Here is a 26,683-nt window from a genome sequence, read left to right as displayed (position 1 = left end):
TGGGGATAAAATTTATCTCGCAGTGGATAAAACCTACTTATTCCATTTGGATATAGTCTATAGCCAAATTATCCCGTTTCGCGATAGACGCTCTCCGCGCTTGCCACTACAGTGGGAACATAATTTCTTGCGGTACCTGCCCACGGACGTACTGCTGATAATGGAGAATCCTGCCCTATGACCCTGCCTGCCACTTTGCTGGAAAACGCCCTGCACTGGCGTCGCCAGCTCCATCAACATCCTGAACTGGGTTACCAGGAACAACGTACCAGCGAATTGGTGGCGCAGGTGTTGAAGGATGCCGGTTTGCAGGTGTTTCGAGGGCTGGCGGGCACCGGGGTGATTGGTACGTTGGAAAATGGCCCCGGACCGGTGATTGGCCTGCGCGCCGATATGGATGCGCTGCCGATCACCGAAAAAGGCCATCCAGAGTGGAAATCCAGCCAGCCGGGCGTGATGCACGCCTGTGGTCATGATGGTCACACCGCCGTGTTACTGGCGACAGCCTGTCACCTGGCGGCCACACGTCAGTTCAGCGGCACGGTGCATTTTATCTTTCAGCCCGCCGAGGAGAACCTCGGTGGTGCCCGAAAAATGGTGGAAGAAGGCCTGTTCCAGCGCTTCCCGATGGATGCCGTCTACGCCATGCATAACTGGCCTGGCCTGCCGGTTGGTTCGCTGGCGGTCAATGCCGGTGCCATGATGGCATCGCTCGATTCGTTTGAAATCACTCTGCACGGCAAGAGCTGCCATGCGGCAATGCCGGAAAGCGGTGCCGATCCCATCGTCGTGGCCGCAGAATTGATTCTGGCGCTGCAAACCATTCCGTCACGCCGCCTGTCACCGCTGGCATCGGCGGTGGTCAGCGTGACGCAAATCCACGGCGGCGAAGCGATTAACGTCATTCCCGAGCAAATTGTGTTACGCGGCACGGTACGTTGTCTGCAAACCGATGTGCGTAATCGGGTACGTGGCCTGATTGAGGATTTTGTCAGTACGCTGCCGCGCCCGTTTGGCGTCAGCGGCGAGATTCACTGGTATCCAGGTTATCCGGTCACCGCTAACCATGAACAACCGGCTGAACAGGTGCGTCAGGCGGCGGTAAGCTTACTCGGTGAGCAGCAGGTGCACTGGCAGGTGAATCCGTCGATGGCATCGGAAGATTTCGCCTGTATGCTGGAAGCCTGCCCCGGTGCCTACTTCTGGCTGGGTGCCGATGGTGCGACACCCTCTGCACCGCTGCACAACGCCTGTTACGACTTCAATGATGAACTGCTGCCCATCGGCATCACCTTCTGGCAGCAGTTGGTGGAGAGTACGCTGGCGAAAGCCTGATCTTCAGATACCGGCCTGGTTGAGGCGCTGTTCAGCGTCAGCCAGGCTGGCGTTTTCCCCGCTGGCGACCAGGCAGCAGGCCAGTTGCAAACGCAGCGCCTGCGGAACCGCACGTTCCCCCGCCAGCACCGCACGGATCCAGGTGGCGGTATCCAACGCATTTTTTGACTCCGGCAACGCGACCTCCCATTCCGGTTGACGCGCAACCCACTCTTCAGCCTCGGCATTTGCTCCCTGAATATAGCTGATGGCAGGGCAGCGCTGCGGATTGGCATAGACTTCGCCTTCAGTCCCGTTCAGCAGCAACGCGGGCGCATCGATATCCTGAAAAAATTTGCCAACACGCGGCACATATTCCGGGTGCGATACGCTGGCAAGCCGCAGCGCAGCCCGCTCGGCAAACGGCGTTGCCAGTTTCGCCAGGGTGTGTGCGCTATTGCGCACCCCCATACGCCAGCGCAGCGATAGCTGTTTCGCCATCGGCGTGCACAGATGATCGATGGTGATAAACGCCAGCTCGCCGTTATCCAACAGCGCCTGCGCTTGTTGCGCACTGGTGGCCGGGTTGATATCCAGCGCCGCCAGCACCGCTTCACTGGTTACGCGCGTTGGGTCATCACTGACGCCGTGCATCAACACCGGAAAGCCAAGTTTGACCAACAGCAACGCCAGCAACGGCGTCAGGTTGCCCTGACGGCGCGCGCCGTTATAGCTGGGAATGACGATCGGCATCGGGCGGTCAGCAGGTGCTTGCAGGCGCATCATCTGCTGCTGCATCGCCTGATAAAAGCCACGCATCTCCGCCTCACCTTCTCCCTTGATGCGTAACGCGATCAGCACACCGCCCAGTTCAAGATCCGGCACTTCTCCGGCCAGTATCGCGCTATACAACGCCACGGCGCTGTCGAAATCGATATCGCGCGCGTGATTTTTCCCGCGCCCGATTTCTTTGATAATTTTATTCAGTTCCATCAGGAGTTTCCGCTTCCAGAGTGCGCCGCATCTCGGCGGCCAAAGAGGTGTTGTGCTGCTGTGCTAAACCGTCGGCCACCTGCTGGCGATCCGTCAGACTGCGGTTTTGATTGAGTTTCCACTTGCCTTCGCGCTGGGTCACGCGAATCTCCACCCCGACAATCGCTTTGATCATACTGTCGATGTAAGTGGCCGGGGCATCGCTCACCGCCCACGGCTGCGGCATCCCCTGTTCCTGCTGCGCGGTAAGCCGCTCGACCTGCGCCCGCAGCCAGTCAGCATTATCATGGCGGATCAGTGGACCACGGCAGTGAAGCGTCAGGTAGTTCCAGGTCGGCACCGCTTTGCCGCTGCGCGCTTTTTCTTCATACCACGCCGGGGTGATATAACCCTGTTCCCCCTGGAACACCACCAGCACCGGCATGCCATCCTCCAGCGCTTTCAGATGCGGATTGGCGCGGGACAAATGCCCCTGCAACACCCACTCCCCCTGAGCATCGACCTGCAATAAAAACGGCAACGGCGTTGCCTGCGGGCCATCGTTCCCGTTGGAGATCAACAGCCCCAGCGGATGGCGCTGCACCAGCTGGCGCTGCGCTTCAGCATCCGGCTGGTTAAACGCCCGTGGCGTATACAACATGCTCAACTCCTTCTGCTTGCGCGCCTTCTGCGTGGCGCTGCACTGGATGTGGCCTCGGGCATCGGCGGTTGTTCAATCGGGAACACCGGCAATGCGGCCAGCAGACGGCTGCCATACGGCTTGCTGATCAGACGTCGATCGTAAATAACGATCTCGCCAAAGCATTGGTGACTGCGAATCAGACGGCCTACCTGCTGGATCAAGGTAAATGAGGCGCTGGGTAAACTCTGCACTTCAAACGGGTAGCGTCTGAGGCTCTTCAGCCACTCCCCTTCGGTCAAAATTACCGGACTGTCCACCGGGGGAAAAGCAATTTTATGGATATGTACCTGCGACAGCAGATCGCCTTTCAAATCCAGCCCTTCGGCAAAGGATTGCAGGCCAACCAGAATGCTGGTTTTGCCCTGCTCCACGCGCTGGCGATGCAGCTCCACCAGCCGATAACGTGGCTGGTCGCCCTGCACCAGCATCGACAGGCGTAAGTCGGTGACGTGGGTGAGAAACTGCTGCATGGCACGGCCACTGGCGAATAACACCAGCACCCCTTTATGTTTCTCTTCCGCCATTTGCGCACGGAAAAAGCGCGCCATCTCGGCGATATGTTCCACCTCACTGCTCATCAGCGGTTCATACTGCATCTGAGGGATCACCAGCTTGCCCTGGTCGATATGCTGGAAAGGCGAGTCAAGCGCCACAAAGCGGTCACCCGCCTTCTCATTCAGCCCTGACATTTCCTGTAGCCGGTTAAAGCTATTCAGCGAGCGTAGCGTGGCGGAGGTCACCACCACATGGGGGATTTTACGCCACAGTAGTTTCTCCAGCTGATCGCTAACGCGTATCCCGGCACAGTGAAACAGCAGATGCGCCTGGCCGTCGCGCAATTCACGCGTCACCCATTTGGACACCGGTGCATTTGAGGCTTTTTCCATAGCCGCCAGTCGCCACAGCTTGCTGATGGATTCAAACCAGCCAAAGTGGCGATTGAGCTGCAAAATCGCTTTATGCAGCCGCATGATGTCGGCTTTACCGGTTTGATCGCCCAGCTCATTCAATAACCCTTCCGCCAGACCACGCAGCGCATCGCTGAGTTTGAACAAGCGGGCGCACAGCGTCAGCAGTTCTTCCGGCAGTTCCCCCAGCACAAAACGAAACTCACCTGGCTGGTTATGGTCGGGCAGCAGCGGATTCAGGGCGTTGCATAACGTCTGCAACAGCTCGCGCATCTCATCGCAATGGCCTTTCAGCCGCTCCGGATTGGTCAGCGGTGGCGGGGATTTGGGGCGGAACTGCGCCATGATGGTTTCCACCAGGCGCACAAACAGATCCAGTTGCAGGCTGCTCCAGCCAGGGGTGATCTCTGCGCTCATCTCCAGCGCATCACGCGCGACTTCCGGCAAATGGTGGCCTTCATCCAGCACCAGCATCAGATGTTTCGCAGGCGGCAGTACCGACTCGTTTTCCATCGCCGCCATCACCAGCGCATGGTTCGCCACCACCACATCCGCCTGCTCGATCTCACGTCGCGCCACAAAGAACGGGCATTCACGATACCAGCGACAATGATGGCCCAGGCAGTTGGCTTTGTCGGTGGAGAGGCGCTGCCACAGGCTGTCATTGATCGCGACATCCGTGTGATCACGCAGCCCATCCCACTGGTAACGACTGAGCTGCTTTTCCAGTCCGGCGCATAACTTTTGCTCCTCTTTGGAGCCGGTTACCGCCTCTTCATCAAGATACAGCAGCAAATCCCCTTGCTGATCTTCGCTGGCCGCCAGCGCGGCGAGGTTGCGCGGGCAAACGTAGCGCCCACGCCCGAATGCAGCGGTAAAGGTCAGGTCGGGAATGATTTTTTTCAGCAGCGGCAGGTCTTTGCTGAAGATTTGATCCTGCAACGCCACGTTGGCGGTGCTGATCACCAGTCGCTTCTCCTCGGCACGACTGACGGCAATGCCGGGGATCAGATATGACAGGGTTTTACCCACCCCGGTGGGCGCTTCAATCGCCAGGTGACGGCCTTCGTCACCGGCCAGGCTTTTCGCCACTTCGGCGATCATCTGGCGCTGTGGCGCACGCGGAATAAAGTCAGGAACCTGCTGTTGCAGCGCCTTATACCATTGCGCAATCTGGCTTTTTATCGCTGCTGTCAGGGCCATTGTCTTAACTGTTTTCGGGAAAATGGCCTGTATTTTTACACAGTATCGCCACAGCGTCAGCTTTCGCTGCTATTTTTTCGCGCTGGATTCAGAATATCTCGCATCGCACGGATCAACGTTTCGCGCGCCCGGCCACGGCGAAAAGCAAAGGAGAACGGCGCGCGGAAGTGGAAATCTTGCGGCAGCAGACGACAGAGCGCCCCCTGTTGTTCCCAGCTACGTGCGTAATGCTCCGGCAGATAACCAATAAACCGCCCGCTAAGGATCAGCGTCAACTGCGCTTCGATACTCTCCACCGATGCATTCGTCTGACGGAAACCACGTTTGTTCAGTTCCTGCTGGTTCCAGTAGCGTCGCGTCACCATCCCGGTTTGCTGCACGGTGCGCACATCCGGCGTCCCCTGCGCCAGCGCATGCTGCGGGCTGCAATACAACCAATGCTGTTCGTCGTACAGCGGAATCGTCACCAGATTGCTGGCGCGCAGCGGGAAGTGACCAATCGCCAGGTCGAGGCGATCTTCCAGTAGCTGTTGTTGCAGTTCATTGGGATCGCGCACGCTGAGGTTGAAAAATACCGCCGGAAAACGCTGATTAAAGCGGGCGATAGCGGCAGGTAAATCCAGCGTGCTGTCGGTGACGGTGGCATCCACCACCCCGAGGGAAAAGGCACCGCCCTGCGCGCTTTTCAGCGTCTCCACCTGCGTCTGCCAGTCTGCCAGCGTGGTCAGCATCTGTTGGCTGTAACGATAAAACTCTTCCCCTTTGCTGGTCAGGGTAAAGCCACCGCGCCCACGCTGACACAGAATAAACCCCAGTTGGGTTTCCAGTTCGCTCATATAGGCGCTGATCGCCGGCGTGGTCATGTTCAGCGCCTGCTGGGCGCGTGAATAGCCCTGGTTTTCCACCACGCTGGCGAACACCTGGAGCAGTTTAAGATTGGGTAACGGTTGCATAATATTGTGACGTAGCGGCGCGATTTATCGCGCCGCTACGTCAGTGCCTCCCTTTTCCTTCAGTGATTGCTGGTTAAAGTTAAGTAATCTCTGAAGTGATTATCTGCTGTCAAGGATTTTTCCCGCTCGCGCATCGGGTCATGATGTCAGCCTGTTCAGTTAAGGAGCCGGTCATGACCCATTTTCCCCAACCGCAGGGCGGCAATGAAATGCCGCGTTTCGCCGGACGCGGCACCATGATGCGTTTACCGGCCAGTGAGTCCCCCGCCGATCTGGATGTGGCGTTTATCGGTATCCCGCTGGATATCGGCACTTCGCAACGCAGCGGTACCCGTTACGGGCCACGCGCCATCCGCGCCGATTCGGTGATGATCCGCCCTTACAATATGGCAACCGGTGCCGCCCCTTTTGACTCGCTGCGCGTGGGCGATCTTGGCGATGTGCCGATCAATACTTACAGCCTGCTGAAGTCGGTCGATATCATTGAAGACTTTTACAGCGCGCTAAACCCGTGGCCGCTGATTCCGCTGACGCTGGGCGGCGACCACACCCTGACGCTGCCGATTCTGCGTGCGCTGGCAAAAAAACACGGTCCGATGGGGCTAATTCACGTTGATGCCCATACCGACACCAATGACGAGATGTTTGGCGAGAAGATTGCCCACGGCACCACCTTCCGTCGCGCGGTGGAAGAGGGTTTGCTGGATTGCCAACGCGTGGTACAGATTGGTCAACGTGCGCAGGGTTACGCAGCGGATGATTTTCAGTGGGGTGTCGATCAGGGTTTCCATCTGATCCCTGCCGAGCAGTGCTGGCATCGTTCGCTGACACCGTTAATGGCGGAGGTGCGTGAACGTATCGGCAGCGGCCCGGTTTATCTTTCTTACGATATCGACAGTTTCGATCCCGCCTGGGCGCCCGGCACCGGTACGCCGGAGGTGGGCGGCCTGACCTCAATGCAGGGACTGGAGATCGTGCGCGGTTGCCGTGGGTTAAACCTGGTCGGCGGCGATTTGGTTGAGGTTTCGCCTCCCTATGATTTGAGCGGCATGACCTCCCAACTGGCGGCCAATATCCTTTATGAGATGCTGTGCGTGTTGCCTGGCGTCCGTTATACAGAGAAGAAACAATGACACAAATGAATCTGGTGTTCCCGGCCCGCGTGTTACGCGGCGCGGGGGTGATTAATCAATTGGGTGAAATCTGTGCCAGCCTCGGACAACGCGCGCTGCTGATCGGCGGTCATCAGGCGCTGCAAGCGGTGGAAGCGCAGGTACGCGCCCAATTGCTGGCGGCGGATGTGACGCTGCTGGCGCAGGAGTGGTTTGGTGGCGAGACGTCGCTCAACCAGATCAACCGACTGGCAGCCATCGCCACCGAGTTGCAAGCAGAGGTGATTATCGGTGTTGGCGGCGGTAAATCGCTGGATACCTGTAAAGCCGTGGCGGCGCAGCTCGGCCTGCCGGTGGTGACCATCCCCACCATCGCCGCAACCTGTTCGGCGGTGACGCCGCTGAGTATCCGCTACGACGATAACGGTAACTTCTTTGATATCTTCCCACTGCCACAGGCTCCGGCAGCGGTGGTGATCGACAGCACGCTGCTGGCAAAAGCCCCGCCCCGCTGGCTGGCTGCCGGGCTGGGCGATACGCTGGCGAAATGGTACGAGTTCCGTGCCGTCAGCAGCCGCCATCCGGCCAAAGAAGGCAACGCGCTGTCATCCCTGGCGCACAGCAAAATTTGTTATGACGTGATTGCCGAACATGGCCCGGCCGCCTATGCCGCCGTGCTGCGCGGTGAGAGCAGCTCCGCACTGGATCAGGTACTGGATGCCATCTTTACCTGGGCGGGTTTAACCTCGCTGATGAGCAACGGAGCACACGCAGCGGCATCTCATGCTATCTACGAAGGCTTTACCTTCTGCGATAAGACGCGAGAGTTTGGTCATGGCCTGCTGGTCGGCTTCGGCAATCTGTGTCTGCTGGCGCTGGAACAGCGCAGCGATGACGAAGTGCTGGCAGAAATGCGTCTGGCACGCGATTGCGGTGTACCGCTGACGTTGACTGAAATTGCCGATCTGGACACAGCCGAGCTGGCGCTGATTGTACGTGAATCGGTGCATGCGCCGGATATGGCGAATATGGCGGAAACGGTGACGGATGAGCGCTTGCTGGCAGCAATCGCACGCGTTGAGAAACTGGCAACACAGTAACCGCGCGATAAATCGCGCCGCTACGAGATGTACCAATATGTGTAGCGGCGCGATTCATCGCGCAACGTTAATGTTGTTTGACTGCCAGTAACGCCGCAATCTGACTGACATCGCTAATGTCATCCAACGCCATGCACACCGTTTCCAACTGCACCACCTGCGCTTCTGGCAGGACGCGCGCCGCGAGGCTACGGTATTTCGCCAGCAGTGCCTCCAGGCTCAGCGGATTGGCGGGTGCTCCGGACGGCACCGCCACATGTTGCTGCCACTGCTCACCTTGCACCGTCTCCAGCCGCACCCAGGGTTCAGCGTCGCGGTTCTGTTCAGGATCGATCACCAGCTCCACCCGCGCCATCAAGGCTTCGGCATCAGGATGCTGGCGTTTTGCCTCATCATAGCTGGCCAGGTCTGCCGCGCCATACAACGCGCGCGCCGTCAGCGCATAAGGCAAACTCATCTGCGCCGCCGCCAGGCTGGCGACATCACGGGTGCCACACATCTCCAGCAGGAAGGGGTTTAGCCCCACCACAATGCGCGCGATATCTGCGGTCGCCAGCGCTTGTTGCTGCAACAGCATACCCAGCGCATCAATTGCCGAATGGGTGCCACGACAGGCGGCATAGGGTTTGATCGAACAGCGCGCCAGCTTCCACACCACGCCGAGATCGGCCACCAGCGCCTCGGGCTGCTGAGTGTCCAGCGCCAGGGTTTGCAGGAAACCACCCCAGCGCGGCTCGAAGACCGCCGCAGGACCGCTGATACCACGTTGCGCCAGCAGTGCTGCCTGTACCCCACCTTCTGCCGCACGCGCTGCGTGCAGTTTTTTGGTATGCGAACCGTCGTGAATAAAGCCCCACAATCCCCCACTGAAACTGGCCGCAATACCCAGCGCCGAAGCGCTTTGCGCCGGGGTGAGTTGCAACAGCGAACACACCGCTGCCGCCGCGCCAAACACGCCACAGCTGGCGGTGGAGTGCCAGCCCGCACCGTTATGCGCCGAATAACCGCCGCAAGCCTCCAGCACCCGACGCCCAATGTCATAACCGATCACCATTGCGGTCAGCAGCGCCTGGCCACTCACTGGCTGCGGGGCCAGCGACAGTACTGCCAGCAACGCCGGGATCACCACCGCACCGGAATGGTCACAGCCCCCGGTATCGTCCAGCTCATACATATGCGCCGCCACGCCATTCAGCCACGCTGCCTGACGGGCATTGACCTGTTGCGCGCTGCCCCACACCTGCGCCTGAGCATAACCGCCCTCGGCCTCGACCAACGTCTGGCACTCACGCCAGATCGGGCTATCGCTACCCGCCAGCGAAGCGCCAAGGGTATCAAGGAAGTGACGTTTAGCCTGCTCCACCAGCGCCACAGGCAACTGGTCAAAACGGGTTTCAGCAATAAAACTCGCCAGCTGATTAAGCATTGTTCTCTCCGATGATGCGGGTGAAAACTTCAGCCGGATGATCCGCGCCGTTGTCGGGTTGGCTCTGCCAATGCGCTGCCACCTGCTGCGCCGTAGCGATCCATACGTTGTGTTGTTGCAGCGTATCGAGCAGCGATCGCAGCAGACCAATGCGTCCGGCCGTGCCGATAATCTCCGGGTGCAAACGCAGCAGATAACACAGGCCAAAACGATGGAAACCGCGGAAATCCTGGGTCAGGTTGTCGAGGGTTTCGCCATAGGGGGCAATACGCGACTGTCCCGGTGGAATCGCCGGACTGAGGTTAAAGGCAAAATAGGGTTCATCTTCCAGCGTGTAGTGCATCGGCAGTTCCACCAACCGGGTGCCGGGGTGGAAATAGGGCAGATCGTCTCCGCGCCAGCTGGAGGACCAGCGAATTCCCTGCTCAATCAACGCCTGGGCCAGCCCCGGTTTCCACTGCCCTGCCGGGGTACGAAACCCCTGAATCGGTTGGCCGGTTAGCTGCGCCAGTTTGTCGCAACCCCGCGTGATGCTGGCAATTTGTTGTTCCAGGGTCAGCGTGGAGAAATCCTCATGGCGGTCGCCGCTACAGGCGATTTCATGGCCATCGACGATGATACGTTGCACCAGCTCCGGCTGCTCCTCCGCCACAATCGCTGGCAGACACCAACTGGCTTTAAGCTGTTTTTCCGCCAGCAAACTCAACAGACGATCGACGCCGCGCAGCGTGCCATAGCGCCATACCGACAGGGTTTTGTCGCGCCCTGCCACCGCCGGTGCCTGGGTGAGAATGCCATGAATATCGTTAAAATCGATGGTGATAATCGCCGCCGACTGGAAGCCCAGCGGCCAGCGGGAAGATTCAGTCATGCTGCTGCTCCTGCAAGTACCAGTGCGCCACCGCATCGCAACGCGCAAACCACACATCATCGCGCGCTGTCATATGTTCAAACAGCTGTTCCAGCAGCAGCAACCGCCCTGGCTGACCGGAGATTTTCGGATGGAACAGGGTGGTCAGGCATAAGCCCTCATCCATCGCGCCATCAAATTCGCGCTGCCAGTTGTCGCGGGTGTGGGCATAGCTGGCAATACGATCGCCGCCTTTCGGGAAGTCCGGCTGGCGCGTATAGGCCAGCGAGGCGTAATCATCCATCTCCCATTTGCCGGGGATTTCCACCAGCGGCGTATGTCCGGCTACCGGGATGCTGTAGGGACGATCGTCGCCGCGCATACTGCTGGAGTAGATCACCCCAGCGTCACGCAGGATCTGCGGCGTTTCTGCATGCCAGTCACCTGACGGCGTGCGAAAGCCACAAGCGGTAATGCCGAGATATTGTTTAAAGATCGCCGCCGATTTTGCCATCACCGCCCGTTGTTCTTCCGGCGAAATCGCCCAGAAAGATTCGTGGCGATAGCCGTGATAAGCCACTTCGTGGCCCTGCTCAATAATCGCCTGGCACTGCTGCGGCCACTGCTCCACCACCCACGCGGGAACAAAGAAGGTGGCGGGCAGTTGAAACGCCCGCAGCAGATCGAGCAAACGCCCGAGCGCGCGGTACGGCCCGTAAGCGCCAAAAGTGAAATACTCCGGCGTCGACCACAGGCTGCCATTCAACATGGCATCGCCGGTGGGACCATCAAGGTCAAACGCCAGCGCCATACAGCCGCGCTTGCCCTGTGGCCAGCGCACTGCGCCCGGTTGTTGCATCAGCCGCCTCCTGTTAGCCCTGGTTTACCGTGGCTTTTGCCACACCGTTGTCGCCCAGACCCCATTTGCTGAGGATCTTCTGGTAAGTGCCGTCGGCAATCATCGCATCCAGCGCGCCCTGCACGGCGGTGGTCAGATCCGATGCATCTTTACCGATCGCCATGCCGGTGTACTGGAAGGAGAAGGCTTTATCGAGCGGCTTAAAGGTGCCCTTTTCCAGGTTCATGATGTACGGCAGGGTTTCGCTGCCCTGTACCGCACCATCCAGACGACGTTGACGCAACTGAGTGCGGGCATCCGCCGTCCCTTCCGCCCCGACCACAATGATGGCGGGCTTACCGGCGGCTTCGCAGTGGGCTTTGCTCCAGTTAGCAATTTCCTGCGGGAAGGTGGTGCGACGGCTGGTGCCTACGCGCTTGCCGCACAAATCCATCGCGCTGTTGATGTCGCTGCGCGCGGATAAGGTGTAGAACTGCGGGCCGGTTTTGAAGTAGTCGATAAAGTTAACCACCTTCTGCCGTTCTTTGGTGTCGGTCATACCGGACATCACCATATCAACGCGTTTGGTCACCACGGCGTTGACCATCTGTTCGAACGCGATCTCCTGCCAGTTGATCTTCACGCCCAGCTTCTGACCAATCGCCATGCCGAGATCGTAATCGACGCCGGTCAACTGGTTGCTGGCCGGATCTTTAAAATCCATCGGCGGATAGTTCGGCATGATCGCCACGGTCAAACCTTTCTCTTTGATCGACGCTGGCACAGCGATATCGGCCCAGGCCGACGATTGCAGCAACAGCGCGGCACTTACGGCGCTCAGTAACAGTTTTTTCATTCAAATCACCCCGGTCAGTTAAAGAAGAATCGCGTTGATAAAGTTTTTCATCCGTGGGTTTTGCGGGTTCAACAGAATGTCTTCCGGTGCGCCCTGCTCGATAATGCGTCCCTCATCCATAAACACCACCTGGTTCGCCACTTCACGGGCAAAGCCCATTTCATGGGTAACGACCAGCATGGTGGTGCCTTCTTTTGCCAGTTGACGCATCACCGCCAGCACTTCGCCGACCATTTCCGGATCGAGTGCCGAGGTGGGTTCATCAAACAGCATTAATTTCGGTTTCATCGCCAGCGCACGGGCAATCGCCACACGCTGCTGTTGGCCACCGGACAGCGACTGTGGATAGTCGTGGGCTTTGTGCGCCAGTCCGACGCGATCCAGCAGCGCCATCGCCTCTTCGCTGGCTTCACGTTTCGGACGCAGCAGCACGCGGCACGGTCCTTCGATGATGTTTTCCAGCGCGGTTTTATGCGGGAACAGATTGAAGCGCTGAAAGACCATGCCGGTTTGCAGGCGCTGGCGGGCGATCTGCTTATCACTCAACGGGTAAAGTTTGTTGCCGTTGATACGGTAGCCCGCCAGTTCGTTATCGACCCAGATCCCCCCCTGGTCGATTTTCTCCAGTTGGTTGATACAGCGCAGAAAGGTGCTTTTACCGGAGCCGGATGGCCCGAGAATGCACATCACCTCGCCGTAATTCACCTCAAGGCTGACATCCTTCAAGGCGTGGAACTGGTCGAAATATTTGTTCACCTTGACGGCGCGCACGATGTTTCTCATCTCTCTCACTCCTTAGTGACGACGGCGATGGCCGCGTGAGAAGTAGCGTTCCAGCTGGCTCTGACCAAACGACAGCACCGTCACCACAATCAGGTACCAGATACCGGCCACAAACAGCAGTTCCATCACGCGCGCGTTGGCGAAGTAGATGTTCTGGGTGTTGTAGAGCAGTTCCGAGTACTGGATCATGCTCGCCAGACTGGTGGTCTTGATCATGCTGATAAATTCGTTGCCTACCGGCGGCAGGATGACGCGCATCGCCTGCGGCAAAATAATGCGCTGCAACGCCTGCAAACGCGGCATACCGATGGCTTTCGCCGCCTCATACTGACCGGTATCCACCGACAGCAGACCGGCACGTACCACTTCGGAGGTGTACGCCCCCTGGTTGATGCTCAGGCCGAGCAGTGCCGCGAGGAACGGTGTCATGACGGTGACGGTTTGTACGCTGAACACACCGGGAATGCTGATGGTGGGAAACACCAACGCCAGGTTGAACCACAACAGCAGTTGCAGAATCAGCGGCGTGCCACGGAAGATCCAGGCGTAACCAACCGCGATGTAGTGCAGCACCGGGTTGGGCGACATGTACATGATGGCGGTGATTACCCCGAACAACACGCCGAAGCCCATCGCCAGCACGGACATAATCAGGGTGTTGACCACCCCGTCGAGAATCGCTTTGGCGGTAAAGAACTGGCCGACAAACGACCATTCGATATTGCCGTGCGCAAAGGCGTTAACCAGCAATGCCAGCAGGATCAGGATGACCGCCGAGGCGGTGATACGGCCATAATAACGGCGCGGCACCACCTGATAACGATCGAGATCGTAATGCGGTTGGCTACTGACGTTGTTGGTTGCGGTGGTGGTCGATTGCGACATCAGCGTCTCCTCAGGCGCGCGGGCCAGCGTAGTCGTCAGCCCACTGTTGCTGGGCCTGCATCAGGGTTTGCAGACGCGCCAGTTGCTCGCGTACCCGCACCGGTGCCGTGCCGCCGTAACCGTTACGGACTGCCAGCGCGGATTCGAGCGTCAGTGCGCCACGGACTTCGGCGGTCAGACGGCTATCGACCCCCTGTAACTGCGCATCGCTCAGATCGGACAGGCCACAACCTTGCTGCTCGCACAGCTGTACCAGTTGACCGGTGATTTCGTGTGCTTCACGGAACGGCACGCCGCGCATCGCCAGCCAGTCGGCCACTTCCGTCGCCAGGGTGAAACCATCCGGGGCCTGCTCGCGCATCACCTCGGTGTTGAATTTCAGCGTCGCCATCATGCCGGCCATCGCAGGCAGCACCAGCAACAGGGTATCGACGGCGTCAATCACGTTGCGTTTGTCGTCGCTCAGGTCGCGGTTGTAAGACAGCGGCATCGCTTTCATGGTGGTGAGCAGCGCCGTCAGGTTGCCGACCAGGCGGCCCGAACGGCCACGCGTCAACTCGGCGATATCCGGGTTCTTCTTCTGCGGCATGATCGAGCTACCGGTGGCGTAGCTGTCGTGCAGCTCAACCCAGCGGAACTGACGCGAGGCCCACATGCACACCTCTTCACACAGGCGCGACAGGTTGATGCCAATCATGCTGGTGACAAACAGGAATTCGGCGGCGTAGTCACGGCTGGCAACCGCATCAATTGAGTTCTCGCACGGCGCGAGATAGGCCAGGTCGGCGGCGGCTAATTCTGGCTGACGCGCAATGGCGGAACCGGCCATTGCCGCCGCGCCGAGCGGGCAGCGCGCACTACGGCGATCCCAGTCCTGCATACGCTCGATATCGCGGGCGAAGGATTGCGCATGCGCCAGCAACTGATGACCAAACACAATCGGCTGCGCCTGTTGCAGATGGGTAAAGCCCGGCGCCACGCTTTCGGTGTGCTGTGCCGCCTGCTCGACCAACGCCTGTTGCAGCCCGAGCAGCGCGGTGACCACCTTACGGCCGTTATCGCGCAGGTAGAGGCGCAGGTCGTTGACGGTTTGATCGTTACGTGAACGACCGGCGCGTAGCTTGCCGCCCAGCGGCCCTAAGCGTTCGGTCAGTGCGCGCTCAACAAAGGTATGCACATCTTCATCCGCCGCGATGGGATGCAACTGACCGGCGCGGAACTCAGCATCCAACTCATCAATTGCCGCCAGCATGGTGCTCAGTTCCGCGTCGCTCAGCAGTTCACCACGCGCCAGTTCACGGGCGTGGGCACGGCAGCCAGCAAAATCGTAAGGAGCCAGGGCAAAGTAGTAATCCGGGCTACGCGACAGCGCGGTTAAACTGGCCGCCGGTGCGGCTTTAAAACGCGCACCCCATAACAGTTCTGCTTTCTCAGACATGCAATTTCCCCTTACCAATAATCAATAGCGAGATAAATTAGGCACCAGCGATAATAAAAACTTATTTTATTGCTACGCTGGTAAACGCGGCACATTTCAGGTTCACTACACTTTCACCGCAATAATTCCGGAGTTGAATAGCAAAGATGGAAAGTAAAGTTTCCCAGTCTGGAAACAATGCAATCAATCGCAGCGACAATGCGGTGCTGGCATTAAGTAATATCGATTTAAAATTGCTGCGCGTATTTAAATGCGTGGTAGAAGCCGGTGGATTAACTGCCGCCAGCCACGAGCTGAATATTGGTCTGGCAGCAATCAGTAAACAGGTTTCCGATCTGGAAATTCGCCTCGGCATGACGCTGTGCAGTCGTGGGCGCGAAGGCTTTGAACTGACGCAGTACGGTATCAACGTCTATCAGGCGACGCTGGAGTTGTTCGTCTCGCTTAATCTGTTCCGCGAGCGGCTGCACAACAGCCGCAACGAGCTGCTGGGCGACATCGCGATTTGCGTGGTAGATAACACCATCTCCGACCCGCACTCCCCGGTCACCAGCGCGGTGCAACAGCTGCACCAAAATGCACCAAAGGTACAAATCCGTCTGCAAACGGCACAATTAGATGATATTGAACGCGGTATTAGCGAAGGGCGTTTTCATTGCGGCATTGCGCCGGTTTATGAAATGAAAAGTGATTTCGATTACTTCCCGTTATATAAAGAATATTCGAAATTATATTGCTCTGCTGGTCATCCACTTTATTCCGACAGCGCCGAGCATAAAATATCGCTGGCATTATTACGCGAACAAAAAGTCATAAATCATTTATATGTTACGCCGCGCGATGCACGACGACTTATTCCATTACAGGACAGCGGCGTACAGGCTGTTCAGGTTGAATCCGTCGCCATGCTGATTCTGACCGGGCATTTTATTGGCTATTTACCCGAACACTACGCGGCGGCGTTTATTGCACGCGGCCAGTTGTGTGAATTGGGGGATGAATCGATTCGTATGGAGAATCCGTTCTGCCTGATGATGAAGAAGGGCCGCAAAATAAATCCGATTATTAAGCTGTTTATGCAGGCGCTGTCGATCCCGGAGGCGGAAGCGGCGCACTGATTTGGTGCACGCCCGCGCGATAAATCGCGCCGCTACCGATGTTCGCACCTGACGTAGCGGCGCGATTTATCGCGCGGGTTTTGGCTGACATTGAACAGCATGATATGTACAAAAATCAATCCAATACTTTCCCCAGACACTGCGCCGCCGTATTACCCACATAATGTCCAAAGGGTGCAATTGGCTGATACGCCTGGCGGGCATAAAACCTTAACGCGCATTGATTCACCTTGCGCGTCTCCAGCCACATCGCCTGATAGCCTTGCGCCCGCGCCTGCTGCTCCAGATACTGCAAAATCGCTGCGCCAATGCCCTGCCCGGCGTTTAACGCATACATGCGTTTCAGCTCCGCCACCCCCGGTTGCAGCGGGCGAAACGCGCCACAGCCCACCGGCCTGCGTTGCTCATCACGCGCGATCACGAAACAGCTGCCCGGCTGCTGCATTGCGTCGGGATCAAAGCTGGCACGCCCGCTGCTACCGGTCAACTGTGCCAGGGTAGCTGACAGACGATCCAGCAACCATTCAGCGTCCGGCTGCTGAATCGACTCCGGCGTCACCACGATCATGCAGGCAGCCGCAAGGTTTTAAACATCACCGTTGTGGCGTCCAGCACCCCGGCGGTGGATTCGGCATAGTGGGGAATGGAGCCGGCAATTTTCCAGTCGAGCGACAGGTAGAGATCGGTCGCCACATCGCCGCTGCGCGTGTCCAGCACCAGCAAGGTTTTGCCGTTCTCTGCCGCCAACTGTTCCGCCTGCTGCATCAACCGACGTCCAATCCCCATGCGACGCGCGCGCGGGTGCACCAGCAGCTTACTGATCTCTGCGCGGTGGCGACCGTTCGGCATGGCGCTGTACCCCACCATGACCGTCGCCACGATCTTTCCGTGCAGGCGTGCCACCAGCAGTTGATTGTCGCCGCTGGCAAGGCTGAAGATTTTGTCCTGCCAGAAACGTTCCATCACCGCACGATCGTTGGCATCGATAAACCCGACGCTGGCCCCCTCCGCCACACATCCCTGCAACACATCACATAACGCCCCCACCAGAGGCTGCGCCTGGCTGGCGCTAAGCTGTTCGATCTCAATCATGGTTTGCATACCACCAGAATGTAACGTGCACCACCCTGCGGGTGCGCGGTAAAGGAGGATTTGCCGGTCAGATGGAAACGCAGGCAGTCACCCGCCTGCAAAGTCCAGCTTTGCGCATCCATGCTGATGGTCAGCTCGCCGGACTGTAACCAGATATGCTGCTCCAGCCCCTGAATCGGCGGCGCGTCATAATCAATACGCGAACCGGGTTGTAACACCCCTTCCACCATTTCTGCTCTAAAATGAGTGGCAGGCGGCGAAACGTTGCGGCGCTGAAAGCCGCTCAGTTCATCGACCCACACCGGCTGCTGTTCGGGTTTAAGTAACAACAGCGCGTCGTCTTCGACCTCACTCAGCAGGCGCGACATGGTGAGGCCATAGGCGACACAAAGTCGATTGAGTAATGCTGCCGTTGGACTGGTCTCGGCGCGCTCAATGCGCGACAATGTGGCCCGACTGATGCCGGTGGCCATCGCCAGTTCGTCCAGTGACCAGCCGCGTTGCAGGCGCAATTCAGCTAAACGAGCGGCCAGCCGATCTTCGGTATCCGGTTCAGACATCATCACCTCTCAATTATGGGAAATAATCTCATAATTGAGATAAAACCTGAAAACACCATCTCCGTCAAGTTGTACAAGGAAAAATATGTTGTACAACTTATTCGCCGCGGTTAAGGTGTGGCGATGCAGGTCAGTATATTGAGGAAGATATGGCCTTATACAGTATCGGCGACGTTGCCGAACGCTGTGGAATCAATCCGGTAACACTTCGCGCATGGCAGCGACGTTACGGTCTGTTAAAGCCCCAGCGCACCGAAGGTGGTCACCGTCAGTTTGACGACGAAGATGTTCAGCGCATTGAAGAGATCAAGCGCTGGATAGAAAGCGGCGTGCCCGTTGGCAAGGTCAAGGCCCTGCTGGAAGGGGAAAGCGTCAATGTGCACGACGGCTGGAATACGTTGCAGGAAGAACTGATGAGCGTACTGCGCCATGTCAGACCTTCAAAGTTGCGTGCCAAGATCGCCACGGTCGGACGTGAGCATCCGGTGGATGCGCTGATTGATCATGTGATTGTGCCGGTTCGCCAGCGTCTCGGATTAGATCAAAACACCGCACGCGCCATGTGCAGCCTGCTTGATGGCGCGTTAATAGATTACGTGGCGTTTTGCCTGACCGGATCGCGTAAAAAAGCCGGCAAAGATGCACTGATGATTGGCTGGGGCGTTGACGATCGCACCCGCATCTGGCTGGAAGCCTGGCGTCTCTCGCAACAGGGATGGCGTATGGATGTGCTGGCGGAACCGCTGGAACTGCCGCGCCCGGAGTTATTCCCCGGTCAGAATCTGTTTGTCTGGACCGGCAAAAAGCTCACCCGTCGTCAGCATGAACAACTGGAGCACTGGCAGGCCCAGGGCTTTAACGTTCACCTCCACGACCCCAACGCGTAAAAACGCACACATCGGCCTTTGCCTCGGCTGATGTGCGCGTTATCATGCCGCCCTCAATGACATTTCTCAGGTTTTGACATGAACTGGCAAAAAATCTTCATCTCTACCCTGTTTGCCGTGATGGCACTGGGCGGCATGGGCGGCCTGATGCTGGTAGGCTACAGCCTTATTCTGCACGCCAACTAAGCCAGCGCTGCACGCGTTCAAGCAGACGATCGCACACCAACGCCAGCAGCGCCACCAGCAGTGCCCCCTGAATGACATAGGCGGTGTTAAAGCCGCTCAGGCCAATAATCACCGGCGATCCCAGACTCTCCGCGCCGACGGTTGAGGCGATTGCTGCGGTGCCGATATTGATCATCACCGAGGTGCGCACCCCGGCCATAATGACCGGTGCCGCCAGCGCCAGTTCGATCTGCCATAAACGCCGCCACGGCCCCATGCCCAGACCGGTGGCAATCTCGCGATTGCTGGCCGGTACGCTATCAAGACCAGCCAACGTACCCTGCAAAATCGGCAGCAAACCATACAGAAACAACGCCATCACCGCCGGGGTCGCGCCAAACCCCATCACCGGCACCGCAATCGCCAGCACCGCCACCGGCGGAAAGGTCTGCCCGGCGGCAGCGAGGGTTTCCAGCAGCGGCCGAAACGCCCTCCCCTTACGCCGGGTGGCAAACACCGCACAACTCACTCCAACGACAATCGCCAGTACGCTGGCGCTGACCACCAGCCACAGATGCGCCAGCGCCAGCCGCCAAAAACTATCCTGTTGATATAAAGGCCGCTCCAGTTGTGGAAACCAGTGGGCAAACAGCGGCGCGCTGTGCGGCAGTCCCCACAGCAGCAGCAGCAGAAACAACGCCAGCAGCCAGTACAGCGGATCTTTCAGCCAGCTCATCAACTCGCCTCGCGCTGACGCAACAAATCGCTGAAGTGCAGCACGCCGAGCGGTTGCTGGTGTTGATCCACCACCGGCAGCTTGTCAGTGCGCCGGGCGATAAACTGCGACAATGCCTCACGCAGGGTTAACCCGGCGGCGATCGGTTCGGCCTCCAGCCACTCACCGCGGCGAACCGCGCTCCCTGCCCGTCCCAGAGCCAGCAAGCGTACGCCGAGTTCGCTGTGACCAAAAAATTCACGCGCAAAATCGCTGGCGGGTTGCGTCAGCAATTCAATCGGTTTGCCCTGCTGAACAATTTCGCCGCCATCCATTAACACCAACTGGTCGGCCAGGGTCAGCGCCTCATCGATATCATGGGTCACCAACACGATGGTGCGCCCGGACAGGCGGTGAATGCGCAGCATCTCCTGTTGCAGCGCCTGACGGTTGACCGGATCGAGCGCGCCAAAGGGTTCGTCCATCAGCAGCAACTCAGGGTCCGCCGCCAGCGCCCGCGCCACGCCCACACGCTGCTGTTGACCGCCGGAAAGCTGATGCGGATAACGTGTCGCCAACTCGCTGTCCAGATTGAGCAGCGTCAATAGCTCCGCCACGCGCTCACGAATACGCGCCTGTGACCAGCCCAGTAGCGATGGCACGGTGGCAATATTTTTCGCGACGTTCCAGTGCGGAAATAGCCCGATGGACTGAATCGCATAACCAATGCGACGACGCAAGGCACGGGCATCCATCCGTTCAATGGCTTCTCCGGCAAAGCGGATCTCCCCGCTGTCATGCTCCACCAGCCGATTAATCATTTTCAGGGTGGTGGATTTACCGGAACCCGAAGTACCAATCAGCACCGTGAAACTGCCTTTCTCAATATGCAGCGACAAATTGCGCACCGCTGCTTTGCCGTTGAAAACTTTATTTACCTGATGAAATTCAATCATATTGTCTCTCCAGCAGCGCAGCCAGTAGGCGCAGCAGCGCATCGGCGATCACCGCCAGCGCCACCACCGGGATCACCCCGAGCAGCACCAGATCCAGTGCACTACTTAATAATCCCTGAAACAAAATGGCCCCGAATCCACCGGCACCAATCAACGCCGCCACCACCGCCAGCCCCAGCGTCTGAACCACCACCACACGCAAACCGGAGAGCCACACCGGGAGCGCCAGCGGCAGTTCGGCAAAACAGAACTGCTGCCAACGGCTCATCCCCATGCCACGCGCGGTTTCCCGTACCTCCGCAGGCACCTGCTGCAAACCGGCCACCACACTGCGCACCAGCGGCAGCAACGCGTACAACACCAGCGCTATCAGCGCCGGAGCCATACCGATGCCCGCAATCCCCCAACTCGCCAGCAACGGAAACGTTGCTGCCAGCCCGGCCAGGGGGGCAATTAACAGGCCAAACAACGCTACCGAGGGGACAGTCTGGATCAGGTTTAATACGCTGAAAGCGGTTTGCTGCCAGCGCGTACGCCGGGCAATAACAATGCCGAGCGGCAGACCGATCAGTATGGCTGGCAACAAGGTCCCGCCGAGCAGTGTCAGATGCTGGATGAACGCGGCATCAAATACCGTGCTGCGATTGGCGTACTCTTTTAACAGGGAAAGCGGGTTAAGATGGCCGCTCAGTAACAGGGCGAGCGGGAGCAACCACATTTGCAGGTTGAGTAAGATGCGCCACGTTGTCTGGCGCTGGCGCTGACGAATCGCCTCTGCCGCCAGCAGCAACGTCAGCGCCGCAGCACTCCAGAAACCGCTGCCAAACGCGGTACGCGCCAGCCGGCTGCCGCTTTGCGCCAGCAGTGTCGCCTGATGCCCACTCAGCCAGACCAGCAGCACAAACAGGCATTCGCAGCCGAGCAACAGCAGCAACGCGCTGCGCCGGGTTGGCAAGAAGACCAACAGCCACAACGCCAGCAACGGCAGCAGCAGATATCCGCCCAAGGGTATCTGCCACAGCATCAGCGGCTGACCTGAAACCAGCCGGTTCGCCGCATAGGTCAGCACTGGCAGCGCGGCAAGCGCCACGCTGATCAACACCACCAGTACCAGCAAAACCGGCTGCGGTCGCCTGAATAATCGTGCCACCCGTTACAGCAACTTATTCTGCTGTAACCACTGCTGCGCCACCTGGCTGGCATCCTGGCCATCCACCGCAATCTGCGCATTGAGTTGTTGCAGCGTCTTCTCATCAAGTTTGCTGAACACCGGCTGCAACCACTTGCCAATGTCAGGATACTGCTTCAGCACCACGTCGCGGATCACCGGGGTCGGTGCGTAAATCGGTTGTACGCCTTTGGGATCGGTTAAGGTTTGTAGCCCAAGCGCCGCCACCGGGCCGTCGGTGCCGTAAGCCATCGCCGCATTCACCCCGGAAGTCTGCTGGGCGGCGGCTTTGATGGTGACCGCCGTATCACCGCCCGCCAGCGACAGCAGCTGTGATTGATCAAGTTTGAAATCGTAGGCTTTTTCAAACGCCGGTAACGCATCGCTGCGTTCGATAAATTCTGCCGAGGCCGCCAGTTTGAAGGTGCCGCCTTTTTTCAGGTACTGGCTGAGATCCGCCAGCGAGGTGAGATTGTTTTTCTCGGCGATATCGCTGCGTACCGCGATGGTCCAGGTATTGTTAGCTGGCGCTGGGGTGAGCCACACCAGATGGTTTTTCTCCGCGTCCAGGGTTTTCACTTTCTCATAACCCTGCTGTGCATTCTTCCACGCCGGGTCTTTCTCATCATTGAAGAAAAACGCCCCGTTGCCGGTGTATTCAGGATAGATATCCAGCGCGCCGGCGGTGATGGCACCGCGCACCACCTGCGTGGTACCGAGCTGAATTTTATTCACCGTCGGCACTCCATGTTTATTCAGCACTTGCAGGATGATATTGCCGAGCAGCGAACCTTCGGTATCAATCTTCGACCCCACCCGCACCGGGTCGGCGGCCTGTGCTGCGGTGGCGCTCATTGCTAATGCGATCAGTCCCAGTAAACCCTGCTTAATCATGGCGTTCGCCCTCAGTATTGTTATCGTGTGGTGAGTTACAAGCGTAGCCTGGCGAACCGGGATGGGCGCGGTCAAGCAGCGGTTAGGGTTTCACTTCGGTCAATTTCTGCTAGCCATTTCAAATCAGTTATAACCATTTCATTGCTCATATAACCAAATGGAATTTTTCAGCCGCCAACTGAGGATTATTCTCATAGGCCCAAATTTACAAAAATACAGACAACAACATCATGTCCGACTTAACTTCTCCCGCCCATGTGGCGCTGGCAGGGAATCAACCTCAGGGTGAGACACAATGGATCCGCAGTGCGTCCGATGTATCAAACCTGATTAATAACAGCGAGCAGTCGCGCAGTAACGCACGCATCGTCATCGCTATCGCACTGGGCGGGGTGTTTCTCGATGCCTATGACCTGGGTGCGCTGGCGTTTGGTATCAAAGATGTGGCCCGCGAGTTCCAGCTGACACCGACCGGCACCGGTATGGTGGCAGCGGCGATCACCTTTGGCGCTATCGTTGGCGCGCTGATTGGCGGCTATCTGACGGATAAAATTGGCCGCTACCGGGTGTTTATGGCCGATATGTTCTTCTTTGTGGTGGCAGCGCTGGCCTGTGCCTTTGCCCCCAACGAATATGTGCTTGGCGGTGCGCGCTTTGTGATGGGGTTGGGCGTCGGGATCGATCTACCGGTGGCGATGGCCTTCCTTGCCGAGTTTTCTAAACTGCGCGGTCAGGGTAATAAAGCCGCCAGCGTGGCGATGTGGTGCCCCACCTGGTACGCGGCCATCAGTATCTCCTACCTGCTGGTGCTGCTGCTGTATGCGGTGTTGCCGGAAAGCCATACCGACTGGTTGTGGCGCTTGATTCTCGGCTTTGGTGCGGTCCCGGCGATCGTGATTATCGCCATCCGCAGCCGTTATATGAGCGAGTCTCCGGTGTGGGCCGCTAACCAGGGCAACCTGCACGGCGCGGCAGAGATTTTGCGCCGTTCGTACAATATCAATGCCCGGGTGGCAGACGATGCCGATCTGAGCCAACAACCCCGCGTACGTAAAGCCAGCTGGCGTAACTATGGCGCGCTGTTGCAGGGTGTTTATCGCCGCCGCACCATTCTGGCGACCGTCACCTCCATCGCCTCTTCCTTTGCGTATAACGCCGTGGCTTTTGGTCTGCCGGTGATTATCTCCAGCTTCTTTGCGCAGTCGATGCTGACCACCATTCTGGTGTCGCTGGCGCTCAACCTGCTGTTTGCTTTTGTTGGCGGTTTGCTGGCGGTACGGCTGGTGCCTCGTCTCGGTGCGTGGAAAATGTCGGTGACCGGCTACACCTGTCAGTGCGTGGCGCTGCTGGGGCTGGCGCTAATTGGTCGTCCTGAAGGGGGCGAACAGGCGGCGGTGGCGATTGCCATGCTGGCGTTGTTCCTGTTCGGCCAGGGCTTCGGTCCCGGTTCACATACCATGACCTTTGCGTCGCTGAGCTATCCGACCTCGCTGCGCGGCGTGGGCGTTGGTTTTAACCAGACGCTGATGCGTGGCAGTTCTACCGTGTCGCTGTTTGTGTTCCCGCTGCTGGTCGCCGCGTTCGGCACCGGAGTGTTCTGGGTGATTTTCCTCGCACCGCTGGCTGGTCTGCTGGCGCTGCTGGCGATTCGCTGGGAGCCATCGGGTTACGATGTCGATGCCGAGGATTTTAACGCCCGGTAATCATTTGTGGCGGCGCGTTTTATCGCGCCGCCACATTCAGGAGAAGTTCTCCAGCACCGACAGGAAGGAGTAACGATCGCCCTGCCCTTCAGTCAGTCTGACCCGTCCCTCAATGTCGGCCAGATGGTGATCCATCAATTGCTGCGCACGCGAAAGGTCCTTTTCTTTCAGCGCCGCGACGATCATGCGGTGATGGTCTGCCCCACAATCATCTTTATGATTCTCTTCATATAACGCCATCACCAGCGACAGTCGGGCTACGATTTTAGATAACATTTCTGTCAGCACGGCATTACCCGCCATCTCCGCCAGAACGATGTGAAACTTACCTGACAGCACCGTTTTTGATTTCTCGTCGCCATGCTGATGAATATGCTCTTCTTCATCCGCCAGTTTTTCCAGCGCGTTAAGTTCTGCGATGGTTGCCCGCTCGACGATCAACGCCAGCAAGATCGCCTCTAATTTACGCCGCGCTTCAAAAAGACTTTTCGCTTCATCTATGCTGGGTTCAGCCACGAAGGTGCCGCGGTTGCGCTTTCTTTCCAGCAAATGATCACTTTCCAGCACGCCAAGTGCGCCCCGCACCACTGTTCTGCTCACGCCAAAATGTTCAGCGATGGCTTCTTCCAGGATCTTGCTACCTGGCTTTAGCGCCCCTTCCCCGATGGCCGTGGCCAGCGTGATACGAATTCGCTCTGAGACATCATCATGGCTGTCAGCGCTACTGGCAGCCTTACTGGTTGCTGGCGTCACTCGACTGCGTGTCTTTTTCATTATCCTCTCCCTACTTCATCCAACACGTCGACTGCAACTATCATAACAGCCCGTAAAACGGCTTATCTATCTTTGTGATAATATTCTTGCGTAACTTATCGTGTTAACACGATACCCTTTTCGGCACAGATGTTGCGAATATGGCTGGCAGATTGTTCAATAAATCCTAACGCCTGTGCAAAACCATAATGCTGGTGCTCATAACTGGGGTAGCCATAATTGGCACTTTCATAGCTCGCCCAATCGGGAATTTCCCCTGCTGTGACCCGCTTCTCATAAGCGTTTAACATGGCAAAATAGGCTTCCAGCTCCTCCCCGGTCAGATCAGGGTGGCCAACGCGCCACAGAGGGTCATCAATCTGGATACACTGACGCGGATTGGCCGCACGACGTTTATCGTCAGATGACTGGGCAATCTCCAGCGACAGATGCAGTTGCGGGTTTACCTCAGCCAGCAGCGGCAGGATGGCGGCAAAATCGACAATCCCCATGCCACAGGGACGGGGCTGAAAATCCAGACCGCCAGGCGCGCGCCCAATATAGGCATCTTTAATATGGGTCTGCCGCACCCAGGGGGCCAGACGACGGGCAGCAAAGACGGGATGCTCTCCGCGTTGCAACATATTCGCGGTATCCAGTACAACGCCAACGCACTCCTCACCCACAGATTCAATCAGTCGCAAAATTTCAAATGAGGTGATTTCATCGTGGGTTTCAATATTCATATGCACACCATTGGCGCGTGCGACAGGTGCCAGCTTGCGCAACACCTTTTCCATAGCCAGCAATTGTTCATCCCAGGTCACGTCGGTGCGGAAGCGATCCACCGCCAGACGCCCTGGATAGGCTGGTTTGAAGTTACCCGGAGAAACCCACAACTCGCAGCAACCTATCTCCGCCCCCGCCTCTATCATTCGCGTCAAACCGGCGATGATATCGCCGTTGCCAATGTCACGCAGCTCAGGAGATTCAGCGCTACAGTAAGGGTTGATTTTACCAAGTCCCCCTTCCAGATACAGACCCAGTTCATCTGCTTTCGCACGGATATCACGTAACCGCCCTTTGTCCAGATCGGGACTCATATCCAGTAATGTGCTGAAAAAAATCCCACTCAAACCCAGTGCTTTTGCATGTTCAAGACTCGCTAAGGGACCACGTTTTTTTGCTTCAGGCAGTTTTAAACCGTCGATACCTAATTTCATGTCGTACTCCTTTTTGGGATGGTGTGTCGATACAGCACCTGCAAGCAGCATGCCATCGGCCTGGAAAATAATTTTAATTCATTGATAAACAACAAAATAAATTTAATA

Annotated in this window: 27 protein-coding genes; 7 read left to right on the top strand and 20 right to left on the bottom strand. The window is 57.8% G+C overall.

From position 1 onward, the window contains the following. Positions 1 to 177 precede the first annotated feature (177 nt). Positions 178 to 1,335, top strand: coding sequence for a M20 aminoacylase family protein (locus AC6I8T_RS06435; RefSeq protein ID WP_208725084.1), 1,158 nt, complete (start codon positions 178 to 180; stop codon positions 1,333 to 1,335). Between the two features lie 3 nt (positions 1,336 to 1,338). Here AC6I8T_RS06435 and ybiB read toward each other — a convergent pair whose 3' ends face one another. Genes ybiB through AC6I8T_RS06415 form a run of 4 tightly spaced genes read right to left on the bottom strand, consistent with a single transcriptional unit; the run spans position 1,339 to position 6,053 of the window. Beyond that, positions 1,339 to 2,307 carry a DNA-binding protein YbiB gene (ybiB, locus tag AC6I8T_RS06430; protein WP_208725083.1) on the bottom strand — a complete coding sequence of 323 codons (969 nt, stop codon included), beginning with the start codon at positions 2,305 to 2,307 and terminating at the stop codon, positions 1,339 to 1,341. Then, positions 2,294 to 2,947, bottom strand: a complete 654-nt coding sequence (locus tag AC6I8T_RS06425) for an FMN-binding negative transcriptional regulator (RefSeq protein WP_208725082.1) — start codon at positions 2,945 to 2,947, stop codon at positions 2,294 to 2,296. Before AC6I8T_RS06425 ends, ybiB begins: the two co-directional genes overlap by 14 nt. Positions 2,948 to 2,949: 2 nt before the next feature. Next, a complete protein-coding gene (dinG, locus tag AC6I8T_RS06420) occupies positions 2,950 to 5,100 on the bottom strand; it encodes an ATP-dependent DNA helicase DinG (protein ID WP_497833608.1) in 2,151 nt (716 codons plus the stop codon). 56 nt (positions 5,101 to 5,156) lie between these two features. Further along, positions 5,157 to 6,053 (bottom strand): LysR family transcriptional regulator, encoded by an 897-nt coding sequence (locus tag AC6I8T_RS06415; protein WP_497833607.1) that lies wholly within the window; start codon positions 6,051 to 6,053, stop codon positions 5,157 to 5,159. A gap of 173 nt (positions 6,054 to 6,226) precedes the next feature. Between AC6I8T_RS06415 and speB the strand changes: the two genes are divergently transcribed. Then, positions 6,227 to 7,186: an agmatinase gene (speB, locus tag AC6I8T_RS06410; protein ID WP_021182513.1), complete on the top strand. Its 960-nt coding sequence runs from the start codon at positions 6,227 to 6,229 to the stop codon at positions 7,184 to 7,186. Further along, positions 7,183 to 8,265 carry an iron-containing alcohol dehydrogenase family protein gene (locus AC6I8T_RS06405; protein WP_497833606.1) on the top strand — a complete coding sequence of 361 codons (1,083 nt, stop codon included), beginning with the start codon at positions 7,183 to 7,185 and terminating at the stop codon, positions 8,263 to 8,265. Before speB ends, AC6I8T_RS06405 begins: the two co-directional genes overlap by 4 nt. Before the next feature lie 67 nt (positions 8,266 to 8,332). On the opposite strand, the gene AC6I8T_RS06400 is transcribed toward AC6I8T_RS06405, so the two are convergent. The 7 genes from AC6I8T_RS06400 to argH are packed head-to-tail and all read right to left on the bottom strand — an operon-like array spanning position 8,333 to position 15,341. Further along, the gene (locus AC6I8T_RS06400) at positions 8,333 to 9,691 is read right to left on the bottom strand and encodes an MmgE/PrpD family protein (RefSeq protein WP_208725078.1); all 1,359 of its coding nucleotides are present in this window, start codon (positions 9,689 to 9,691) and stop codon (positions 8,333 to 8,335) included. After that, positions 9,684 to 10,562 carry a polysaccharide deacetylase family protein gene (locus tag AC6I8T_RS06395; RefSeq protein WP_208725077.1) on the bottom strand — a complete coding sequence of 293 codons (879 nt, stop codon included), beginning with the start codon at positions 10,560 to 10,562 and terminating at the stop codon, positions 9,684 to 9,686. The genes AC6I8T_RS06400 and AC6I8T_RS06395 overlap by 8 nt, the downstream gene beginning before the upstream one ends. Continuing rightward, complete coding sequence (locus tag AC6I8T_RS06390; protein WP_208725076.1) at positions 10,555 to 11,400, bottom strand: polysaccharide deacetylase family protein; 846 nt, start codon at positions 11,398 to 11,400, stop codon at positions 10,555 to 10,557. The genes AC6I8T_RS06395 and AC6I8T_RS06390 overlap by 8 nt, the downstream gene beginning before the upstream one ends. A 13-nt stretch (positions 11,401 to 11,413) precedes the next feature. Beyond that, entirely contained in the window at positions 11,414 to 12,235 is an 822-nt protein-coding gene (locus tag AC6I8T_RS06385; RefSeq protein WP_021182508.1) for an ABC transporter substrate-binding protein, read from the bottom strand. Between the two features lie 18 nt (positions 12,236 to 12,253). Then, positions 12,254 to 13,018 (bottom strand): amino acid ABC transporter ATP-binding protein, encoded by a 765-nt coding sequence (locus AC6I8T_RS06380; RefSeq protein ID WP_021182507.1) that lies wholly within the window; start codon positions 13,016 to 13,018, stop codon positions 12,254 to 12,256. A 12-nt stretch (positions 13,019 to 13,030) separates the two neighbouring features. Next, a complete protein-coding gene (locus tag AC6I8T_RS06375; RefSeq protein WP_021182506.1) occupies positions 13,031 to 13,903 on the bottom strand; it encodes an amino acid ABC transporter permease in 873 nt (290 codons plus the stop codon). 10 nt (positions 13,904 to 13,913) lie between these two features. Beyond that, positions 13,914 to 15,341 carry an argininosuccinate lyase gene (gene argH, locus AC6I8T_RS06370; protein ID WP_497833605.1) on the bottom strand — a complete coding sequence of 476 codons (1,428 nt, stop codon included), beginning with the start codon at positions 15,339 to 15,341 and terminating at the stop codon, positions 13,914 to 13,916. A 146-nt stretch (positions 15,342 to 15,487) separates the two neighbouring features. Here argH and AC6I8T_RS06365 point away from each other — a divergent pair, with 146 nt between their 5' ends. Then, entirely contained in the window at positions 15,488 to 16,459 is a 972-nt protein-coding gene (locus tag AC6I8T_RS06365) for a LysR family transcriptional regulator (RefSeq protein ID WP_497833604.1), read from the top strand. Positions 16,460 to 16,574: 115 nt separating this feature from the next. On the opposite strand, the gene AC6I8T_RS06360 is transcribed toward AC6I8T_RS06365, so the two are convergent. Genes AC6I8T_RS06360 through AC6I8T_RS06350 form a run of 3 tightly spaced genes read right to left on the bottom strand, consistent with a single transcriptional unit; the run spans position 16,575 to position 18,111 of the window. Next, positions 16,575 to 17,027, bottom strand: coding sequence for a GNAT family N-acetyltransferase (locus AC6I8T_RS06360; RefSeq protein ID WP_208725072.1), 453 nt, complete (start codon positions 17,025 to 17,027; stop codon positions 16,575 to 16,577). Beyond that, a complete protein-coding gene (locus tag AC6I8T_RS06355; protein ID WP_208725071.1) occupies positions 17,024 to 17,551 on the bottom strand; it encodes a GNAT family N-acetyltransferase in 528 nt (175 codons plus the stop codon). The genes AC6I8T_RS06360 and AC6I8T_RS06355 overlap by 4 nt, the downstream gene beginning before the upstream one ends. Beyond that, positions 17,548 to 18,111 carry a helix-turn-helix domain-containing protein gene (locus AC6I8T_RS06350; RefSeq protein WP_021182501.1) on the bottom strand — a complete coding sequence of 188 codons (564 nt, stop codon included), beginning with the start codon at positions 18,109 to 18,111 and terminating at the stop codon, positions 17,548 to 17,550. Before AC6I8T_RS06350 ends, AC6I8T_RS06355 begins: the two co-directional genes overlap by 4 nt. Before the next feature lie 149 nt (positions 18,112 to 18,260). Here AC6I8T_RS06350 and AC6I8T_RS06345 point away from each other — a divergent pair, with 149 nt between their 5' ends. Further along, complete coding sequence (locus tag AC6I8T_RS06345; protein WP_021182500.1) at positions 18,261 to 18,998, top strand: MerR family transcriptional regulator; 738 nt, start codon at positions 18,261 to 18,263, stop codon at positions 18,996 to 18,998. A gap of 78 nt (positions 18,999 to 19,076) precedes the next feature. After that, positions 19,077 to 19,184: a YohO family small membrane protein gene (locus AC6I8T_RS06340; protein WP_013508398.1), complete on the top strand. Its 108-nt coding sequence runs from the start codon at positions 19,077 to 19,079 to the stop codon at positions 19,182 to 19,184. Here the strand turns inward: AC6I8T_RS06340 and AC6I8T_RS06335 are convergent. The 4 genes from AC6I8T_RS06335 to osmF are packed head-to-tail and all read right to left on the bottom strand — an operon-like array spanning position 19,165 to position 22,896. Beyond that, the gene (locus AC6I8T_RS06335; RefSeq protein ID WP_497833603.1) at positions 19,165 to 19,899 is read right to left on the bottom strand and encodes an ABC transporter permease; all 735 of its coding nucleotides are present in this window, start codon (positions 19,897 to 19,899) and stop codon (positions 19,165 to 19,167) included. The two genes, AC6I8T_RS06340 and AC6I8T_RS06335, sit on opposite strands and share 20 nt — an antisense overlap. Next, complete coding sequence (locus AC6I8T_RS06330; protein WP_208725069.1) at positions 19,899 to 20,834, bottom strand: ABC transporter ATP-binding protein; 936 nt, start codon at positions 20,832 to 20,834, stop codon at positions 19,899 to 19,901. The genes AC6I8T_RS06335 and AC6I8T_RS06330 overlap by 1 nt, the downstream gene beginning before the upstream one ends. After that, positions 20,827 to 21,984, bottom strand: a complete 1,158-nt coding sequence (locus AC6I8T_RS06325; protein ID WP_497833602.1) for an ABC transporter permease — start codon at positions 21,982 to 21,984, stop codon at positions 20,827 to 20,829. Before AC6I8T_RS06325 ends, AC6I8T_RS06330 begins: the two co-directional genes overlap by 8 nt. Before the next feature lie 3 nt (positions 21,985 to 21,987). Next, positions 21,988 to 22,896 carry a glycine betaine ABC transporter substrate-binding protein OsmF gene (osmF, locus tag AC6I8T_RS06320; protein WP_208725067.1) on the bottom strand — a complete coding sequence of 303 codons (909 nt, stop codon included), beginning with the start codon at positions 22,894 to 22,896 and terminating at the stop codon, positions 21,988 to 21,990. A 230-nt stretch (positions 22,897 to 23,126) separates the two neighbouring features. Here osmF and AC6I8T_RS06315 point away from each other — a divergent pair, with 230 nt between their 5' ends. After that, positions 23,127 to 24,599: an MFS transporter gene (locus AC6I8T_RS06315; RefSeq protein WP_021182495.1), complete on the top strand. Its 1,473-nt coding sequence runs from the start codon at positions 23,127 to 23,129 to the stop codon at positions 24,597 to 24,599. A gap of 36 nt (positions 24,600 to 24,635) precedes the next feature. Here the strand turns inward: AC6I8T_RS06315 and AC6I8T_RS06310 are convergent, their stop codons facing one another. After that, on the bottom strand, positions 24,636 to 25,373 hold the full coding sequence (locus AC6I8T_RS06310) for a GntR family transcriptional regulator (protein WP_021182494.1): 738 nt from the start codon (positions 25,371 to 25,373) through the stop codon (positions 24,636 to 24,638). A gap of 95 nt (positions 25,374 to 25,468) precedes the next feature. After that, on the bottom strand, positions 25,469 to 26,575 hold the full coding sequence (locus AC6I8T_RS06305) for a sugar phosphate isomerase/epimerase family protein (protein WP_208725066.1): 1,107 nt from the start codon (positions 26,573 to 26,575) through the stop codon (positions 25,469 to 25,471). Positions 26,576 to 26,683: the final 108 nt, after the last annotated feature.

Source organism: Pantoea sp. X-Soil-OKNW-556, from assembly GCF_059730695.1.
This window is presented reverse-complemented; position numbering and strand designations above follow the sequence as displayed.

Bases quoted from the DNA above. Each gene is read 5' to 3' on its own strand.
- dinG (WP_497833608.1), bottom strand. From the start codon at position 5,100: ATGGCCCTGACAGCAGCGATAAAAAGCCAGATTGCGCAATGGTATAAG.
- AC6I8T_RS06340 (WP_013508398.1), top strand. From the start codon at position 19,077: ATGAACTGGCAAAAAATCTTCATCTCTACCCTGTTTGCCGTGATGGCA.
- AC6I8T_RS06355 (WP_208725071.1), bottom strand. From the start codon at position 17,551: ATGATTGAGATCGAACAGCTTAGCGCCAGCCAGGCGCAGCCTCTGGTG.
- AC6I8T_RS06435 (WP_208725084.1), top strand. From the start codon at position 178: ATGACCCTGCCTGCCACTTTGCTGGAAAACGCCCTGCACTGGCGTCGC.
- AC6I8T_RS06425 (WP_208725082.1), bottom strand. From the start codon at position 2,947: ATGTTGTATACGCCACGGGCGTTTAACCAGCCGGATGCTGAAGCGCAG.
- AC6I8T_RS06345 (WP_021182500.1), top strand. From the start codon at position 18,261: ATGGCCTTATACAGTATCGGCGACGTTGCCGAACGCTGTGGAATCAAT.
- AC6I8T_RS06405 (WP_497833606.1), top strand. From the start codon at position 7,183: ATGACACAAATGAATCTGGTGTTCCCGGCCCGCGTGTTACGCGGCGCG.
- AC6I8T_RS06315 (WP_021182495.1), top strand. From the start codon at position 23,127: ATGTCCGACTTAACTTCTCCCGCCCATGTGGCGCTGGCAGGGAATCAA.
- AC6I8T_RS06360 (WP_208725072.1), bottom strand. From the start codon at position 17,027: ATGATCGTGGTGACGCCGGAGTCGATTCAGCAGCCGGACGCTGAATGG.
- AC6I8T_RS06335 (WP_497833603.1), bottom strand. From the start codon at position 19,899: ATGAGCTGGCTGAAAGATCCGCTGTACTGGCTGCTGGCGTTGTTTCTG.
- AC6I8T_RS06385 (WP_021182508.1), bottom strand. From the start codon at position 12,235: ATGAAAAAACTGTTACTGAGCGCCGTAAGTGCCGCGCTGTTGCTGCAA.
- argH (WP_497833605.1), bottom strand. From the start codon at position 15,341: ATGTCTGAGAAAGCAGAACTGTTATGGGGTGCGCGTTTTAAAGCCGCA.
- AC6I8T_RS06330 (WP_208725069.1), bottom strand. From the start codon at position 20,834: ATGATTGAATTTCATCAGGTAAATAAAGTTTTCAACGGCAAAGCAGCG.
- AC6I8T_RS06350 (WP_021182501.1), bottom strand. From the start codon at position 18,111: ATGTCTGAACCGGATACCGAAGATCGGCTGGCCGCTCGTTTAGCTGAA.
- speB (WP_021182513.1), top strand. From the start codon at position 6,227: ATGACCCATTTTCCCCAACCGCAGGGCGGCAATGAAATGCCGCGTTTC.
- AC6I8T_RS06305 (WP_208725066.1), bottom strand. From the start codon at position 26,575: ATGAAATTAGGTATCGACGGTTTAAAACTGCCTGAAGCAAAAAAACGT.
- AC6I8T_RS06380 (WP_021182507.1), bottom strand. From the start codon at position 13,018: ATGAGAAACATCGTGCGCGCCGTCAAGGTGAACAAATATTTCGACCAG.
- AC6I8T_RS06375 (WP_021182506.1), bottom strand. From the start codon at position 13,903: ATGTCGCAATCGACCACCACCGCAACCAACAACGTCAGTAGCCAACCG.
- AC6I8T_RS06415 (WP_497833607.1), bottom strand. From the start codon at position 6,053: ATGCAACCGTTACCCAATCTTAAACTGCTCCAGGTGTTCGCCAGCGTG.
- ybiB (WP_208725083.1), bottom strand. From the start codon at position 2,307: ATGGAACTGAATAAAATTATCAAAGAAATCGGGCGCGGGAAAAATCAC.
- osmF (WP_208725067.1), bottom strand. From the start codon at position 22,896: ATGATTAAGCAGGGTTTACTGGGACTGATCGCATTAGCAATGAGCGCC.
- AC6I8T_RS06390 (WP_208725076.1), bottom strand. From the start codon at position 11,400: ATGCAACAACCGGGCGCAGTGCGCTGGCCACAGGGCAAGCGCGGCTGT.
- AC6I8T_RS06365 (WP_497833604.1), top strand. From the start codon at position 15,488: ATGGAAAGTAAAGTTTCCCAGTCTGGAAACAATGCAATCAATCGCAGC.
- AC6I8T_RS06310 (WP_021182494.1), bottom strand. From the start codon at position 25,373: ATGAAAAAGACACGCAGTCGAGTGACGCCAGCAACCAGTAAGGCTGCC.
- AC6I8T_RS06400 (WP_208725078.1), bottom strand. From the start codon at position 9,691: ATGCTTAATCAGCTGGCGAGTTTTATTGCTGAAACCCGTTTTGACCAG.
- AC6I8T_RS06395 (WP_208725077.1), bottom strand. From the start codon at position 10,562: ATGACTGAATCTTCCCGCTGGCCGCTGGGCTTCCAGTCGGCGGCGATT.